Origin of the sequence: Citrobacter sp. MGH 55 (assembly GCF_016906145.1) — a bacterium.
In the GTDB taxonomy this organism is placed as follows: domain Bacteria; phylum Pseudomonadota; class Gammaproteobacteria; order Enterobacterales; family Enterobacteriaceae; genus Citrobacter_A; species Citrobacter_A amalonaticus.
In genome coordinates this window covers 3,215,553-3,230,834 of sequence record NZ_CP070239.1, presented here as the reverse complement: position 1 = coordinate 3,230,834, position 15,282 = coordinate 3,215,553, and the positions used below count along the sequence as shown (strand labels likewise).

Genomic DNA, 15,282 nt, shown 5'->3' with positions numbered 1-15,282 from the left:
GTTCGAGTCCAGTCAGAGGAGCCAAATTTAAAAAGCCCGCTTTTTAGCGGGCTTTTTGCTTTTCAGAACACCATCCCGGCGTCATTAAATGCGAGTTTGTCCGTGGCTGATGTTGACGGGCATCCCCGAACGGCGTTCGAGCGCTTCGCTGACACGGTTCGTATCCACACCCTCAGCGCTCATAAAGCTACGCATCACAGGTGTGATCGGCAGCGGGACTTTTCTGTCAGATTCATATTCCGCGCGGTTGCGGGACAGTGGTTCATGCACTTCTATCCAGCGACTACCGTCAGGTTCCGTCGTGGTTTTCACCGGCTGATCGATAATCTGCACGCGGGTGCCGACGGGCACGTTCTGGAAAAGATGTTCGATATCATCATTGCGTAAACGAATGCAGCCCTGGCTCACGCGCAGACCAATGCCGAAATTTGCGTTGGTGCCATGAATAGCGTACAGCTTGCCGATATAGATGGCGTACAGCCCCATCGGGTTATCCGGCCCCGCAGGAACGAAGGCGGGCAGGCTTTCTCCCCTGCTTGCGTATTCACGGCGGGTATTCGCCGTCGGCGTCCAGCTCGGCGCCTCCTGCTTACGTTCGACTCTCGTCACCCAGTTACGCGGCGTTTCTCGTCCTGCCTGGCCAATACCAATCGGGAAAATCTCAACCGTGTTGCTGCCGTTTGGATAGTAGTAAAGACGCATCTCCGCCACGTTCACAACAATGCCCTGACGAACGGTAGCAGGCAGAATGATTTGCTGCGGCACAACCAGCGTTGAACCCGACTTCGGAAGGAACACATCCACATCGGGATTCGCTTCCAGCATATTACTCAGCCCCTGCCCATACTGAGCGGCAAATGCTTCAAGCGGTTGCGTATTCTTGTCGGGAACGGTAATCGTCAGCGGATTTCCAACCAGACGACTTCCTTCAGGCGGCAGTGGATAGCTGACAGCCAGCGCGCTCTGGCTTGCAAGCAGCATAAATAATGAACAAAATAATTTTACACGAGGCAACATTTCCCTTTCCTCAGTCGCGGCAGATGTGGGCAAATTATAGCGTTTTTAAAGGCGATTAACCTCTTCTCTCACACTGACCAGCAAACTGCGCGGTTTACCGGCCAGGCAAGGTCACTTTATTACGCTTCTTTGCCATCCGGCAGCACGATATTGCTGGCCGCCAGTTCTCCCATGTTGCTGTACATCGCGCAGGCCGCTTCCACAATCGGCATCGCCAGTGCAGCACCGCTCCCCTCACCCAGGCGCATTCCCATGTTGAGATAAGGTTCGAGCTCCAGGTGCTCCAGCGCAATCCGTGCGCCCTTTTCGGCGGAGAAATGTGATGGGATCAGATACGGTTTGATCTCCGGCGCAATCTGACAGGCGGCCAGCGCAGCGGAATAGGACAGGAAGCCATCCAGCAACACCGGTAAACCGCAGGACGCGGCGCCCAGGATAACTCCCGCCATGCCCACCAGGTCAAATCCACCGACTTTCGCCAGCACATCCACCCCATCATGCGGATTGGGCTGGTTGACGGCAATCGCCCGGCGAACCACCTCCACTTTATTGCCTACACGGGAAAGCGGCAGGTTAGCGCCAATTCCCACCACCGCTTCAGCCTCACTGCCTGTCAGGACGCTAACAATCGCCGCAGCAGGCGTGGTATTCGCCATCCCCAACTCGCCAACGCCAAACAGCGTCACGCCGCGCTGCGCCTGTTCGCGTGTGTAGCGAATGACTTCCAGCAGTAGCTCTTCCGCCTGCGTACGGCTCATCGCAGGGCCAGTGGCGATGTTTCCACACCCACGTGCGACGCGCATGTTCACTACGCCGGGGATGAGTTCAGCATCAATCCCCACGTCGATCACATGAACCTTTGCACCGGCATGAGCGGCAAGCACACAAACGCCCGTCGTGCCGCGCGTCATATTTGCCGCCTGAATTGCGGTCACCACTTTAGGCGAAACGGCAACCCCTTCATCCCAGACACCGTGATCGGCGCACATCACCAGTATCACTTTTTCACCGACACGCGGTACACCGTGTAGACCTGGCATACCGGCCAGCTGTACCGCCAGCGCCTCCAGCCGACCCAGGCTACCGGGCGGTTTAAGCAGGCCATCAATATGCTGTTGCGCGCGTGTCATCGCGCCACGGTCTGGCGGCGGAATTTCGCGGAGTAAAGAGGTTAACGTTTGCATATGCGTTCTCATTGTGTTGGCTGACTCACAGCAGAGCCAGCAGGAATATCAACTCGCCAAGTTCTATTGCCGCACCCAGCGTATCGCCGGTTTGCCCACCCAACGTCCGTTTTAACAGTTGTCCCAGCAGGAAGACAGACACCATCGTCACGACCAGTGCCGCCACCCCCTGCATTCCAGGCAACAGAACCGCCGCCAGAATCGCGGCCAGACCAAGGGTAAAACAGGTTTGCGTCCCGGTGACATGACCGATAAACACGTTGCCTAATCCCTCTTCACGGGCGTAGCGGTGGCGATACATCAACAACACGGCTGTCCCACGCCCAACGGCACAGGCGGCTGCCAGCGCGGCCAGCACAGGAGTGCCGCGTAGCGACAGTTCACTGATCACCAGCACTTTCGCCAGCAAGACAAAAATGAGCGCCAGACCGCCGTGCGTTCCCAGTCGGCTGTCGCGCATAATCTCCAGCATACGTTCGCGGCTGCGGGCGGAGAAAACGCCATCGCAGGTATCAGCCAGACCGTCGAGGTGAAAGCCCCCGGTCATCAGCGCCAGCGCTAACACGGTAAAGAGCGCCGCCAGTGGTGCGCCGCACCAGGGCTGAAAGAGCATAAACACCAGCCCACTCAACGCGCCGAGTAGCAGACCGATGAGCGGGAAAGTCACAATACCGCGAGAATACTGATCGAATTCCAGTCCCTGCGACCAGCGACCCGGAACGGGCAAACGCGTAATAAAAGAGAGCATTGCCCAGAACAACTTACTCATTTAATTTTGACTCCAATACCAGATACCACCAGCCAGACCTCATCCGCCGCTGCCGCCAGACGCTGATTCACACGCCCGGCGATATCCCGAAAGTGCCGCGCCAGACGGTTTTCCGGCACGATCCCCATCCCGACTTCGTTGGTCACTAACACCACCCTGGCCGGACATCGCTGACAGGCCGCGATCAGCGTCTGGATCTCCGCCTCAATCGCCGTTTCCAGCGCGGCGTAATCCCAGCTATCGGGGTCACTGTCGCCGCCCAAAGCAAACAGCAGGTTAGTGACCATGGTGGTGATGCACTCCAGTAGAATGGCTTCATCCGGCGCGTTATCCGCAGTGATCAGCCCATCAAGATGCTGCCAGCGCTCGGCGGTACGCCAGTGCGCTGGACGTCCATCACGATGATGCTGAATGCGCGCTGCCATCTCGTCATCAAAAATCTGCGATGTCGCGATGTACAGCACCTGCGGGAAATCAGCGATCAGGGCTTCGGCATGACGACTCTTACCGCTGCGGGCGCCGCCAGTGACCAGAATCATCATACTGACTCCCGATGTTGCTGCATGATGGTATAAATTTTCTCAATATCGATGTGTTGCCGCATCGCATCCGCCAGCAGATCAAACTGCTGCGATTTATATTGCGCGTATTGGAAGGTGGGATCCAGGGGAGCCAGCTCCTTACGCACGCGCAGGCCATTGACCAGCGCTCGCGTAAAATCATCACTGTCGAACAAGCCATGCAGATAAGTCCCAAACGCCCGTCCGTCGGCGGAGACGGCGCCATCCGCAACGTTTTCGCCGTGCTTCTGCAGTTGCATCACTGACTGGCAATCGCCGTTCAGCGTCGTTTCGCCCATGTGAATTTCATAGCCGCGTACCGGCAACCCGGACGCCGCAGACAACCAGTCCGGCAGTGTCGACGACATCGTCGCCGTTACCTGGGTTGTGGTTTTCCGCTGGGCAAAATGCGTTACCGTATCGAGCAACCCCAGACCCGGTAGCGTTCCCAGCCCTGACTCGACCTCATCGATAATGGTCTCGCCCAACATCTGGTAGCCACCACAGATCCCGACAATGGGGATATTTTGTTGGTGCGCCTGCAACACCGCGTGGGCCATGCCGCTTTCACGTAGCCACACCAAATCGCCGAGCGTATTTTTACTGCCCGGCAGGATCACCAGGTCAACGTCCGCCAGTTCTTGCGGATGACGCACATAGCGCACGCGCACATCGGGCTGCGCGGCCAGCGCGTTAAAATCGGTGAAATTGGAGATATGCGGGATCTGCACCACGGCAATGTTGATGTCGCGTTGTTCCGTGCGCAGGTATTTCCCTTTTTGCAGCGCCACGCCATCTTCATCTTCGAGATCGACATCCAGCCACGGCATCACGCCCAGCACGGGAACGCCGGTCAGGCTTTCAATCTGCTCAATACCGGGATTAAGCAACGCCACATCACCACGAAACTTATTGATGATCACCCCTTTCACCCGCGCACGCTCATGTTCATGCAGCAGCGCCAGCGTACCGTAGATGGAGGCAAACACCCCGCCGCGATCGATATCGGCGACCAGGATCACCGGGCATTGCGCCATCTCGGCCATCCCCATATTGACGATGTCGCGGTCACGCAGGTTGATCTCCGCCGGACTACCCGCCCCTTCCAGCACCAGTACATCAAACTCCTGCGCCAGACTGGTGTAAACGGAAAGGATCTGCTCGCGTAGACGCGGCTTGTATTCGTGATAGCTGACCGCATCCATATTGGTCGCCACCTGTCCCATCAGCACCACCTGCGCCTTGCGATCGCTGGTCGGTTTCAACAGCACCGGATTCATGCGGACATCCGGCACAATGCCCGCCGCTTCGGCCTGGAAAATCTGCGCGCGGCCCATCTCTTTCCCCTCCGGCGTGATACCGGAGTTGAGCGCCATATTCTGCGACTTAAACGGTGCGGTCCGCCGACCATCCTGATAAAAAATGCGGCACAGTCCCGCCACCAGAACACTCTTGCCGACGTCAGACGCCGTTCCCTGCAACATAATGGCCTGCGTCATGACGCCTCCTTGATTGCGCGTTGTCGCATACAACGGAAAAATTCATCTTCGGTTTTGCACAGCGGCATACCTAGCTCTGCGTGCAGTTTCACCAGCCAGGGTTGCGTTAACCCGGCCTCTTCAATCAGTTCTGTACGGGCAAAAACCTCACCCGGCTCACCGTGCGCCAGCACTTCGCCATGACGTAAAACGTAGACGGCATTGCTGACTTCATAAATCAGATCAATATCATGGCTGGAGATCACCACGTGATTTCCCTGCGCCACAATCCGTTTGATGATGTCGATCATCTGGCTACGTCCTGAAGGATCCAGCCCCGCCGTGGGTTCATCCAGTAACAGGTATTTTGCCCGTAGCACCAGCGCACCGGCGATGGCCACCCGCTTCTTTTGTCCGTGGCTTAAGCACTGAATCGGCTGCTGGCGAAAATGTTGCGCATCTACCAGCGTCAACGCCTCGTCGACTCGTCGGGCAATTTCTCCCTCCTCCACGCCAAGATTGCGCAGGCTGAAGGCGATATCGCTGTCGATATCGGTGTAGAAAATTTGCTGATCGGGATCCTGAAACACCGTCGCGACCTGCTGACGCAGCGCCAGCAGGCCACGCTTACTGTAGTCCAGCGGTTTTCCCTGCCACAATACCGCGCCCTGTTGCGGTCGCAGTAATCCGCTCAGATTCATAAATAGGGTGGATTTCCCACAGCCGTTGGCTCCCACCAGTCCGGTGACGGCATGCTGTGAAAAATCCAGCGTCAGCCCTTTAAGTACCTGCGCATCCTGATAACGAAACCAGAGTTCGGTGGTGGCAAGCATGCTTTTCCTTATAGGTGAAAATCGCCCTGATACAATTTGATATCTAACGTCGCCGCCATTTGCTGATAGCGAATCAGCACCCGGGTAAACAAAACGCCCACCAGCATCGCCAGCGAGCGATAGCCAATCGGCAGACTACGATAGCCAAAACGCAGCGTCTGCGCGCGATGAATCGCCATCGCTTCATCTAACAGAATAAAAATAAAGCGCCAGGTCAGCAGAATCTGCTCCGTCAGCAGACGCGGTATCCGCGCCCGTTTGAGCAGTATAATCAGCTGCGGAAACGGCAGGTTAAGCACCAGCCAGAACGTGGCGGCCAGCGCGGCCAGACTCCGCCAGAACGTCTCGTTCGCGGTGTGCAGCCCAGACGCCGTGACCCCCAGCCAGTAACTGCCAAGCGGAAAACTGACCAACAGCGTTTGTGGGTCGCGGCTGACGCTGAACAGAATCGTCACCACCCCCACCACCAGAAAACCAAACGGCAGCGCCATCCAGCGACACCAACGGCGCAGGGAGATGCGCAGCAGCCAGCAGGTCAGCCCGGCAATCAGCGCCAGCTCGATACCCTGCCCCCAGGCGGGCAGGGTAAACGCCAGAGTCATCAGCAGCAGCCAGAACAGGAACTTACGCTCTGGTGCGACGTGAAACCAGCGGCTCTGATAGCTCAGTCGATCAAGCCCGGTCATCACGGCGTTGTCTGCCTTTGGTGTAGCCCAGAATATAGAAAATCACCGCCGCGCCGAGCGAGCCTTGCAACGTAAACAACAGGCTTTCAATTTCCCCGCTCGCCGGTTCATACAGCGGCTGGAACCACGGCTCATAATGCGGAGCAACCACCTGAATCTGGCTTTCCGCTTCACCGTCCGAGCCACCGTATTCACCACCGTGATTGATAAAGAACGGCAACACGACCAAAGCAATCACCATGGCCAACAATATCAGCGTCTTTTTCATGTTAATGTCCTTGCGCGGTTATCAGTTGCCGTTTCGTCAGCTGGTCGTAGATCATCACGGTCAGCAAGCCTTCGGCGATAGCAATCGGGATCTGCGTCAGGCAGAAAATCCCCATAAACTTGACGACAGACCCTGGCGCACCCGCTTCGGGATCCGGGAAGGCCACGCCAAGCTGTACAGATGTCACAAAGTAAGTCACCAGATCCGCCAGCATGGCGCAGAGGAAGACGCCAACATCACGACGGATCCCGGCGCGACAGGCCATCTTCCACACCATATAGCCGACAACCGGGCCAATTACCGCCATCGACATGCCGTTAGCGCCCAGGGTGGTCAAGCCACCGTGCGCCAGCAGCAGCGCCTGGAACAGCAGTACGATAGCGCCGAGAACCGCCACCACGCCCGGACCAAACAGGATCACCGCCAGCCCGACGCCTGTCGGATGTGAGCAGCTACCGGTAACCGACGGGATCTTCAGTGCCGACAGCACAAAAATAAACGCCCCGCACAGCGCCAGTAGCACTTTCTGATGGCTGTCATCCATCACGATATGTCGCAGGCGCACCAGTCCGTACCACAGGCACGGTAAAAACAGCAACCACCAGGCCAGCGCCCACATCGGCGGTAAAAATCCCTCCATGATGTGCATGGCGAACGCCTGCTCCGGCACAATCATCAGCAATAGCGCCGCAGCCAGACCACTGAATGACAGCTGTTTCAGCTGTTGTTCGAGTTTCATTCTGCATACTCCCACTGTTTGTTGACCAGGATGGTCGAGAAATAAGGCAACGGCTGATCGTCGCTGACCTCGTTGAGATGCCGCCAGCACTGCTCTCCAGGGAGCGTGGCCTCGGACATCATCAGTGCACAATCCAGTAATCCGGCCTGATCCAGCAGCGCTTTAATCCGCGCAAAGCGACCATAAACCTTCATCAGTACCAGACTGTCGTGTTGACGTAGCGCCTGGGCGATCTCCGCTTCCGGTGCGGTACAGGAGATCACCGCCAGCGACTGCTGTTCCATCGCCAGCGGCGTTTTGGTTCGGGCGGCAATGGCGGCAAACGACGTCACACCAGGCACGATCTCCAGCCAGTCAGGACACCCGATGCGCTGTAGTAAAAAGACCCAGGTGCTGAACAACATGGCGTCACCCAGGGTGATAAATCCCACCTGTTTGCCTGCCTCCACTTCCTTAACCAACGCCGCGGCCACTTCATCCCAGACCGCCTCTTTTTCCGCGCTGTCTGCGCTCATGGGGAAATGGCAGCAACGAATTTCTGTGTTCGTGCCGATGTACTCCCGCACGATGGAAAGCGCGAGGCTGTCGCCACCCTTACGTCCCGCCGGGGCATAGAGAATATCCAGTGAGCCCAGAATACGTGAGGCGCGAACGGTAATCAGATCGGCTGCTCCCGGGCCAGTGCTCAGGGCGTACAGTTTGCCGCTCATGCCGCTTCCTCCATCGCCACGCTCAGCGCTTGTTGCAAATGCGCGACGAACATCGCCCGCACCGCCGGATTTTCGCCAAGACCGCTCAGCCACGGCGTTGCCGTGATCCCCGCCGCCGTAAACAGCGTTTTCCACGAATCATCGTCGTCCGAAGCCATATCATTGATGGCGTGATCCCCTGCCACCAGCATCAGCGGCATCAGATGGACGGCTTTGACCCCCTCTTTGCTCAGGCTCTCAATCAGAATATCGACTTCCGGATAGCTCTCCACCGCGCCGACGCGCGCCGGGAAGCCCTGCGCCATCATCATGTGGTCGAGGCAGGCATAAGCGGCAAACGCGTGATGGCTGGCGCCGTGGCCCATGAATACCACTTTCTCATTGGCGGCGGGGACAGGCATCTGCTGTTTCAGGGCGAGCATTAACTGCGCGTAATCGTCATGGCTGCTCAACAGCGGCACGCCCAGCGTCAGGCGGGCAAACAGCGGACGCAGAGTCTGCACTTCACGGACAATTTTTTCATATTCGTCGCCGTTAATGATGTGCAGCGACTGAATCGCCACATCCTGATATCCCTGATCAGCAAGCTTTTGCAGCGCCTGCAGCGGGGTATCTATCTCAATACCATCACGCTGTTTGAGCTTGCGAATAATCATTCCAGAGGTAAAGGCACGGAACAGGGTGCGGTCAGGACAGCTGGCGGCCAGATCGCGCTCGCAGGCCACAATGTTCTTCTCGCAGGTATCGTGATAGCTGGTGCCAAAGCTAACCACCAGAAGCGCTTTTTTCATTTTCTGATTCCTTAAGCAGCGGCCAGCCAGCGCGCCAAACGTTGCGCAAATGCGGCCTGACTTTCCAGTAACTCATCTCCCGTCACCAGCGGCGCCGGGCGGGTAATCACGATGCAGGGAATACCTGCATCCAGACAGGGTTGAACCTTTTCCTGATAACCGCCCTCTGCGCCAGAAGCCTTGGTTATCACGACGTCAGCCTGACACTGACGATAAAACGCAGCGTTAAATTCAGCGCTGAACGGCCCGCACAGCGCGAACGTCTCGCCTACGCCAAAGCCCAGATCGGCGCACTGTTGAATCACCTCGGGGACGGGCAACACGCGGGCGAGCAGCGTTTTTTCCGGCAACCCCGCGCGCCACAGCGCCAGATCTTTACTTCCGGTGGTCAGCAGTACGCGCTCGCCAAAACGTCGTGCAACGTCACACGCCTCGGCAATGCTCTGTACAGTGAAGAGCAGCGGATGCGTCAGTTCACTAAGCTGTTCCGGGCGCTGGTAGCGGCTCAGCAGCACGCCAGCCCGCTCGCAGGCGCACAGAATATTGCGGCTCACCACTTCGGCATACGGGTGCGAAGCATCGATCACCCATCGCGTTCCGTTCTCCTTCAGCCAGTTCACCATTTCATCCTGCTCGAGCCGACCACAGCGCACCTGCCCCTTGATATCGCCAGCCAGTTGTTTCCCGGTCGGCGTCGCCACCGACAGGGTGTAAGCCACATTGGCGGCATCCAGTTGCTGGCACAGCGCACGGGCATCGCTGGTGCCGCCCATGACCAGAACCTCACCAAAACTCACAGCACGTAACCTCGTGGCGTGATCATCAGACCGTCCTGCACATAAGTCGCTTTGTTACCGACGATCACCAGACTGGTCATATCCACCGGTTCAAAATCCATCTCGCCCAGCGTAGTCAGCCATTTTTCCTGCTTTTTACGCCCGGCAGATTTCACCACTCCCACCGGCGTTTGCCCGCTCTTACTGGCGGAAAGCAGTTCAAATGCGCGCGCCAGATGTCCCTCACGGCCCCGGCTGCGCGGGTTGTAGAAGCAGATGACGAAGTCCGCTTCTCCGGCGGCGATAATACGTTTTTCGATAACCGGCCACGGCGTAAGTAAATCGCTTAAACTGATGTGACAAAAATCGTGCATCAGCGGTGCGCCGAGCAGCGACGCCGCCGCGATACTGGCAGTCATCCCCGGGATCAGGCGCACTTCAACGTCCAGTTTCTGTTTGCTGACCAGCTCCAGCACCAGCCCCGCCATACCGTAAATACCGGCGTCACCGCTGCTGATCAGCGCCACGTTGTGTCCGGCCTGCGCCAGTTCAATCGCCGCATGGCAGCGCTCGATCTCTTTGCACATGCCGGTTTTGATCACCTGCTTGTCACCGGTAAACGCTTTGACGAGGTGAGTGTAGGTTTTGTAACCCACAATAATTTCTGCCGCCTGCAGGGCCTCAACGGCTTCCATGGTCATCATGGCCTGTGAGCCGGGGCCGATTCCGATTACGGTTAACATCAGTGTGAAACTCCCAAAGTGATAGTGACGCCCTGCTCACGCAAGGTTTCGCCGGTCAATTGCCCATGACTCAGCAGCCATGCTGCCGGACCCGAGACGCTTCCGACGCCGACCGTCTGGCGAACAAACGGCGAAGCCGGAAAGTGATGTTCATGCTCACGCAGCGCGTCAGCGGTAAAGGTTTCAAACGGCACACGCCAACAGGAGGCAAGCTGGATCAGCCCCTCTTCGTCTTTCTTGAGCGACACGCTGCCGATGGCTTTCAGCGCCAGCGGATCAAAGCGCTGCGCTTCAAGCTGACGCGCCAGCAGCGCAGCCAGTAGTGGGAACGGCGTATCGCGACGACAGCCAATGCCAGCGACCACCCGTTGTGGCACCAGTTTCCAGTGTTGAACCGGAATATCCGGCAATTCGTTACGTAACGTGACGCACACCAGCGCATCCAGTTCAGGCAATTGCTGGAGATCGGTAACGGTAATGAACCCACGGCGATCGCAGTGGCGGACGTCTTCATCCAGTTCTTCATCCCACCACAGTCCCACGCGCTGGTTGCTCACCAGCATCTGATTCACCGCTTTTACTGCGGTGCGAAAGTCGGTCATACGGGCGTTGAGCTGAAACGCGAGGGTGTCCAGTGCCGCCATCTCATTGACATCGGTGGCAGTGGTAATCACCGGATCGGCGCCCAGCATGCCGGCGAGATAACGGGTCAGCGCGTTCGCGCCGCCCGCATGGCCGGAAAGCAGGCTGATCACATGCTGGCCGCGCTCGTCGATCACCACCACCGCCGGATCGCTGAACTTGTCATTCACCAGCGGGGCCAGCACGCGCACCGCGATACCGGTCGCCCCGATAAAAATCAGCGCGGAATAGTTCGAAAACGCGTCGCGCGCGGCGTGGGCGAACCCGCCGTCGAACGGTAAGAAACCGTCCTCCAGCAATTTTTCACTGGTAAAACAGGTCAGCGGTAACATCGCTGCCAGCCGTTTAGCCAGCATTACACCTCCGGGCGTCAGGCAAAACAGCGCGATTGATTCAGGCTTTACGGTATTCATGGCTAAAGTCCGCGGCATAGAGTCTGGAGTAGTGATACTCATCTCCGAGGAAATTCCCGACCAGGATGAGCGCCGTTTTGCGGATCCCGGCGTCGCGCACTTTATCGGCGATATCCGCCAGCGTGCCACGCACGGTTTGACTTTCCGGCCAGGTCGCTTTGTAGATCACGGCCACCGGTGTGGTCGCCGGGTAACCGCCCTCAATCAACCGTTCCGCAACCCGGTTGATACGCTGGACGGAGAGATAAATCGCCATTGAGGTCTGGTGGCTGGCGAACGATTCCAGTTGTTCACGTTCTGGCACCGGCGTGCGGCCTTCGAGTCGCGTAATAATCAGGCTTTGCGAGACTTCCGGCACGGTGTACTCAACCCCCAGCTCCGCCGCCGCGCCGAGGAAAGCGCTGACCCCCGGCACCACCTGCCAGGGGATACCACGTTTGGTCAGTTCTTCCCCCTGTTCGCGCACCGAGCCATACAGCGACACGTCGCCGGTTTGCAGGCGCACTACCGTTTTTCCGGCCTTCACCCCCTCTTCCATCAGGGTGAGGATTTGCTCAAGGTGCAGTTCCGCACTGTCGTGGCACTCCGCGCCCTCCGGGCAATACTCCAGCAACTCAGTGTTAATCAGCGATCCGGCATAAATCACCACCTGCGCCTGTTGCAACAGCCGGTAACCCTTAAGCGTAATCAGCTCCCGGTCACCCGGACCTGCGCCGACAAACCACACACAACGGGGATCAAATGTCTCAGACATGGCGTTCTTCCTTCTGGCAGGCGATGACAAAAACGGGATTGTTCGGTTTGAAATAGTGACCCGCGCCCAGCGTGGTCAGCGACGAAATCTGCATTTGCAGGCAGTCCACGTCCTGCACACCGCGCTGTTGCAGATGTGCCAGTGCGGTGTTGAGGTTTTCCTGTAGGATGAAGGTCATCACCAGGCGTCCACCAACGTGCAACTGGCGCATAGACCAGTCGATCAGTTCTGTAAGATGTCCCCCACTGCCACCCATAAAGACGGCATCGGCTTTCTCGGTCATCATCATTGGCGCTTCACCAGGCAGAATATCGATATTCGCGCAGGCGAAATGCTGCCGGTTTTCGTCGAGTAAACGCAGCGCCGCCGGATTGCGCTCAATAGCCGTAATGTGTAGCGACGGAAACTGTAGCGCGGCTTCGATGGACACACTGCCGGTTCCGGCCCCGATATCAATCAGGTGACTGGCCCGGTGCAGTTCAAGTTTTGCGAGAGCGAGCGCACGTACCGCTTCTTTGGTCATCGGCACCTTCTCACCACGCAGGAAAAGCTCATCTTTCATCAAGGATCACCACTGCATTCATCTCATATTCGGCATGGACCTCGCTGACGCGCAGCCAGTGGATCCGTTCGTTTTCCATCGCCAGGTTTTCGCCAATCACCATCCAGCGATCGCCCTTTCCTCGTGCAACCAGTTGTGCAGCAATGTCACGCGGCCCGCACTGACCGTCAGTGACCATTGCCACCTTGTTATGCTGCGCCAGCGTATCGAAACAGACGCTGCGCCCGTGGCTACTGGTGAGCCACATGTCATTCATGTCGATTCCCGACTGCGCGCACAGATACTGCACCGCACTGATACCTGGAATGATGCGTACCTGCGCAACGCCAAAATGCGCCACCATCCGCGTACCGATGCCGTAAAACAGCGGATCGCCGGAAGCCAGAACCACCACCCGCTTATCCTGATGCGCCGCAATCCATGCCAGCAGTTCGGGAATGTTGGCGCCCAGCGCAAACTGCTCGCCGCGAAAGTCCGGGAACTGCTGCAAATGGCGCTTACCGCCGACCAGCACATCGGCCTCATCAACCGCCGCGCGCGCCGCCGGCGTCATCAGGTGCAGACCGGCTGGCCCCATCCCCACGACCGTCAGCATTGCATCTCCCGGGCGATAGCGTCGACGGGGCGGTTGCTACCCAGAACCTGGTTATCAAACGAAAACATGATCGCGTCGCAGGTCGGCGGGGTTTTGGTAAAGCGCAGCATCTGCATCACGCGCTGACAGATGCGTTCAGCAAGATGGTTGTAGAGGTGCTGAAAGCCGAACGCGTCGATGTGCTCCATTGCCGCTTCAGTGGTGTCGCAATCGCTTACCAGCGTCAGCAACTCCCGCGGCGCGCCGAGCAGCGCCAGATGCGCCACCAGCGTTTCCATTCGCGCATCGGCTATGTGGCTGTGGGTATGGAAGATCCCGGCAGCAATTTTGATCAATTTCCCAGGATGACCGACGAGCACGACCTGGCGAAATCCCAGCCGCACCGCCTCTTCAATCATGTAGCCGACAAAGTTGCTCATGGTGACCACCACGTTGGTATCGATGCCCATCTGTTCGCGGACGAAACGCTCACCATGATTACCCGGCACCAGAACTACCCGCTCCAGTCCGGCGGCACGTTTGATTTCCAGCTCCAGCGATAACGACCGCTTCCAGCTCTCTTCGGACATGGGGGTCACAATACCGGTGGTGCCAATAATGGAAATTCCGCCAAGAATACCGAGACGCGAGTTGTAGGTTTTTTGCGCTCGTTCTTCGCCTTCCGGGGCAAATATTTCGATTTCCGCCCCGCGTACCGGGCCTATCGCCTCACGCACGGCGGACTCAATGGTGTGACGCGGGGTGCGATTAATTGCCGCGCTGCCGACAGGCAGACCAATCCCCTTGCGGGTGACGGTGCCGACGCCTTCGCCCCCGGACAGGACAATTTCACCGCTGTCATTCAGCGTGACGCGGGCGAAAATCAACATCCCGTGGGTGGCGTCGACATCATCGCCACCATCTTTACGGATCGCGGCAATGGCCTGCTGTCCTTCAATGTGTGGAGATTCCACGTTCAGACACAGAGTGACGCCGGAAGGTGTGACAATCGATACCTGATGGATCAGATGCTGACGCAACACCATCAGCGCGGCGACTTTTGCCGCCGCCGTGGCGCACGATCCAGTGGTATAACCTTTGCGCAGCGCTTTGCCGTTATGCCAGACGGGCGCGTCGAAAGACTGATCGCTCATCGCGCCCCCTGCATGTAATACAGCATGGCGTTCACGATCGCCGCCGCAACGTTACTGCCGCCTTTGCGTCCGAGGGCGGCAATGGCGGGCAACTGGCTGTGCGTCAGCGCCTCTTTGGATTCCGCCGCGCCGACAAATCCCACCGGCACGCCCACCACGCCGCTTACCGCTACATCTTTTTCCAACAGGCGAAACAGCGCAGTGGGCGCGTTGCCAAAGACAAACACTTTTTCGCCTTCTTCCGTCACGGCAATGTCGACAGCCGCCATTGAGCGAGTGATACCCTGCGCTTTCGCTTGCGCTACCACGCGCGGATCGCTGATATAGCAGCGACACTCGCCCCCCGTCTTCGCCAGCAGGGTTTTATTGATCCCCGAAAGCGCCATGGTGGTGTCGGTATAGATAACCGTCGGGCGGCTCAGCGCCGCACAAAGTTGTTCCAGCGCATCATCCGAAAACCAGAGAATATCCAGCCAGTCGAAGTCAGCGGTGGTATGAATCACCCGTTTGATGATGGCTTCATGTAGCGGACTGGCAAACTGGTACTCCGGGCGCGTTTCATGAATGATCTCGCCAATGATGTCAAAACTTTTGGCTTCAATCGCCTGGGGTTGCTGGATGTATTGCAT

Annotated in this window: 19 protein-coding genes; all 19 read right to left on the bottom strand. The window is 57.9% G+C overall.

The window, feature by feature from the left end; genetic code table 11:
* Positions 1–84: 84 nt before the first annotated feature.
* The 19 genes from ldtA to JTI98_RS12970 all read right to left on the bottom strand — a co-directional run bounded on the left by ldtA (position 85) and on the right by JTI98_RS12970 (position 15,282).
* Complete coding sequence (gene ldtA, locus JTI98_RS13060) at positions 85–1,017, bottom strand: L,D-transpeptidase (RefSeq protein ID WP_130097213.1); 933 nt, start codon at positions 1,015–1,017, stop codon at positions 85–87.
* Positions 1,018–1,136: 119 nt separating this feature from the next.
* The gene (cobT, locus tag JTI98_RS13055) at positions 1,137–2,201 is read right to left on the bottom strand and encodes a nicotinate-nucleotide--dimethylbenzimidazole phosphoribosyltransferase (protein ID WP_216081348.1); all 1,065 of its coding nucleotides are present in this window, start codon (positions 2,199–2,201) and stop codon (positions 1,137–1,139) included.
* Positions 2,202–2,226: 25 nt separating this feature from the next.
* Complete coding sequence (cobS, locus tag JTI98_RS13050; protein ID WP_044257577.1) at positions 2,227–2,970, bottom strand: adenosylcobinamide-GDP ribazoletransferase; 744 nt, start codon at positions 2,968–2,970, stop codon at positions 2,227–2,229.
* Positions 2,967–3,512 carry a bifunctional adenosylcobinamide kinase/adenosylcobinamide-phosphate guanylyltransferase gene (gene cobU / locus JTI98_RS13045; protein WP_216081347.1) on the bottom strand — a complete coding sequence of 182 codons (546 nt, stop codon included), beginning with the start codon at positions 3,510–3,512 and terminating at the stop codon, positions 2,967–2,969. The genes cobS and cobU overlap by 4 nt, the downstream gene beginning before the upstream one ends.
* Complete coding sequence (locus tag JTI98_RS13040) at positions 3,509–5,029, bottom strand: cobyric acid synthase (RefSeq protein WP_216081346.1); 1,521 nt, start codon at positions 5,027–5,029, stop codon at positions 3,509–3,511. Before JTI98_RS13040 ends, cobU begins: the two co-directional genes overlap by 4 nt.
* Positions 5,026–5,841, bottom strand: a complete 816-nt coding sequence (locus tag JTI98_RS13035) for an energy-coupling factor ABC transporter ATP-binding protein (RefSeq protein WP_043000256.1) — start codon at positions 5,839–5,841, stop codon at positions 5,026–5,028. The genes JTI98_RS13040 and JTI98_RS13035 overlap by 4 nt, the downstream gene beginning before the upstream one ends.
* Positions 5,842–5,849: 8 nt before the next feature.
* On the bottom strand, positions 5,850–6,527 hold the full coding sequence (locus tag JTI98_RS13030) for an energy-coupling factor ABC transporter transmembrane protein (protein ID WP_044326740.1): 678 nt from the start codon (positions 6,525–6,527) through the stop codon (positions 5,850–5,852).
* Complete coding sequence (locus JTI98_RS13025; RefSeq protein WP_043000254.1) at positions 6,514–6,795, bottom strand: energy-coupling factor ABC transporter substrate-binding protein; 282 nt, start codon at positions 6,793–6,795, stop codon at positions 6,514–6,516. Before JTI98_RS13025 ends, JTI98_RS13030 begins: the two co-directional genes overlap by 14 nt.
* Before the next feature lies 1 nt (position 6,796).
* Positions 6,797–7,534 (bottom strand): cobalt ECF transporter S component CbiM, encoded by a 738-nt coding sequence (gene cbiM / locus JTI98_RS13020; protein WP_044257575.1) that lies wholly within the window; start codon positions 7,532–7,534, stop codon positions 6,797–6,799.
* Positions 7,531–8,244: a cobalt-factor II C(20)-methyltransferase gene (locus JTI98_RS13015; RefSeq protein WP_216081345.1), complete on the bottom strand. Its 714-nt coding sequence runs from the start codon at positions 8,242–8,244 to the stop codon at positions 7,531–7,533. The genes cbiM and JTI98_RS13015 overlap by 4 nt, the downstream gene beginning before the upstream one ends.
* Entirely contained in the window at positions 8,241–9,035 is a 795-nt protein-coding gene (locus tag JTI98_RS13010) for a sirohydrochlorin cobaltochelatase (protein ID WP_043000251.1), read from the bottom strand. Before JTI98_RS13010 ends, JTI98_RS13015 begins: the two co-directional genes overlap by 4 nt.
* Before the next feature lie 11 nt (positions 9,036–9,046).
* Positions 9,047–9,832 (bottom strand): cobalt-precorrin-6A reductase, encoded by a 786-nt coding sequence (locus JTI98_RS13005; protein ID WP_044257574.1) that lies wholly within the window; start codon positions 9,830–9,832, stop codon positions 9,047–9,049.
* Positions 9,829–10,554 carry a precorrin-3B C(17)-methyltransferase gene (locus JTI98_RS13000; protein ID WP_042318211.1) on the bottom strand — a complete coding sequence of 242 codons (726 nt, stop codon included), beginning with the start codon at positions 10,552–10,554 and terminating at the stop codon, positions 9,829–9,831. The genes JTI98_RS13005 and JTI98_RS13000 overlap by 4 nt, the downstream gene beginning before the upstream one ends.
* On the bottom strand, positions 10,554–11,609 hold the full coding sequence (gene cbiG, locus JTI98_RS12995) for a cobalt-precorrin 5A hydrolase (RefSeq protein WP_044326738.1): 1,056 nt from the start codon (positions 11,607–11,609) through the stop codon (positions 10,554–10,556). The genes JTI98_RS13000 and cbiG overlap by 1 nt, the downstream gene beginning before the upstream one ends.
* Positions 11,590–12,363, bottom strand: coding sequence for a cobalt-precorrin-4 methyltransferase (locus tag JTI98_RS12990; RefSeq protein WP_043000247.1), 774 nt, complete (start codon positions 12,361–12,363; stop codon positions 11,590–11,592). The genes cbiG and JTI98_RS12990 overlap by 20 nt, the downstream gene beginning before the upstream one ends.
* The gene (locus JTI98_RS12985) at positions 12,356–12,925 is read right to left on the bottom strand and encodes a decarboxylating cobalt-precorrin-6B (C(15))-methyltransferase (protein WP_043000246.1); all 570 of its coding nucleotides are present in this window, start codon (positions 12,923–12,925) and stop codon (positions 12,356–12,358) included. Before JTI98_RS12985 ends, JTI98_RS12990 begins: the two co-directional genes overlap by 8 nt.
* On the bottom strand, positions 12,915–13,520 hold the full coding sequence (locus JTI98_RS12980) for a cobalt-precorrin-7 (C(5))-methyltransferase (RefSeq protein ID WP_043000245.1): 606 nt from the start codon (positions 13,518–13,520) through the stop codon (positions 12,915–12,917). Before JTI98_RS12980 ends, JTI98_RS12985 begins: the two co-directional genes overlap by 11 nt.
* A complete protein-coding gene (gene cbiD, locus JTI98_RS12975; protein ID WP_043000244.1) occupies positions 13,514–14,653 on the bottom strand; it encodes a cobalt-precorrin-5B (C(1))-methyltransferase CbiD in 1,140 nt (379 codons plus the stop codon). The genes JTI98_RS12980 and cbiD overlap by 7 nt, the downstream gene beginning before the upstream one ends.
* Entirely contained in the window at positions 14,650–15,282 is a 633-nt protein-coding gene (locus tag JTI98_RS12970; RefSeq protein WP_058588246.1) for a cobalt-precorrin-8 methylmutase, read from the bottom strand. The genes cbiD and JTI98_RS12970 overlap by 4 nt, the downstream gene beginning before the upstream one ends.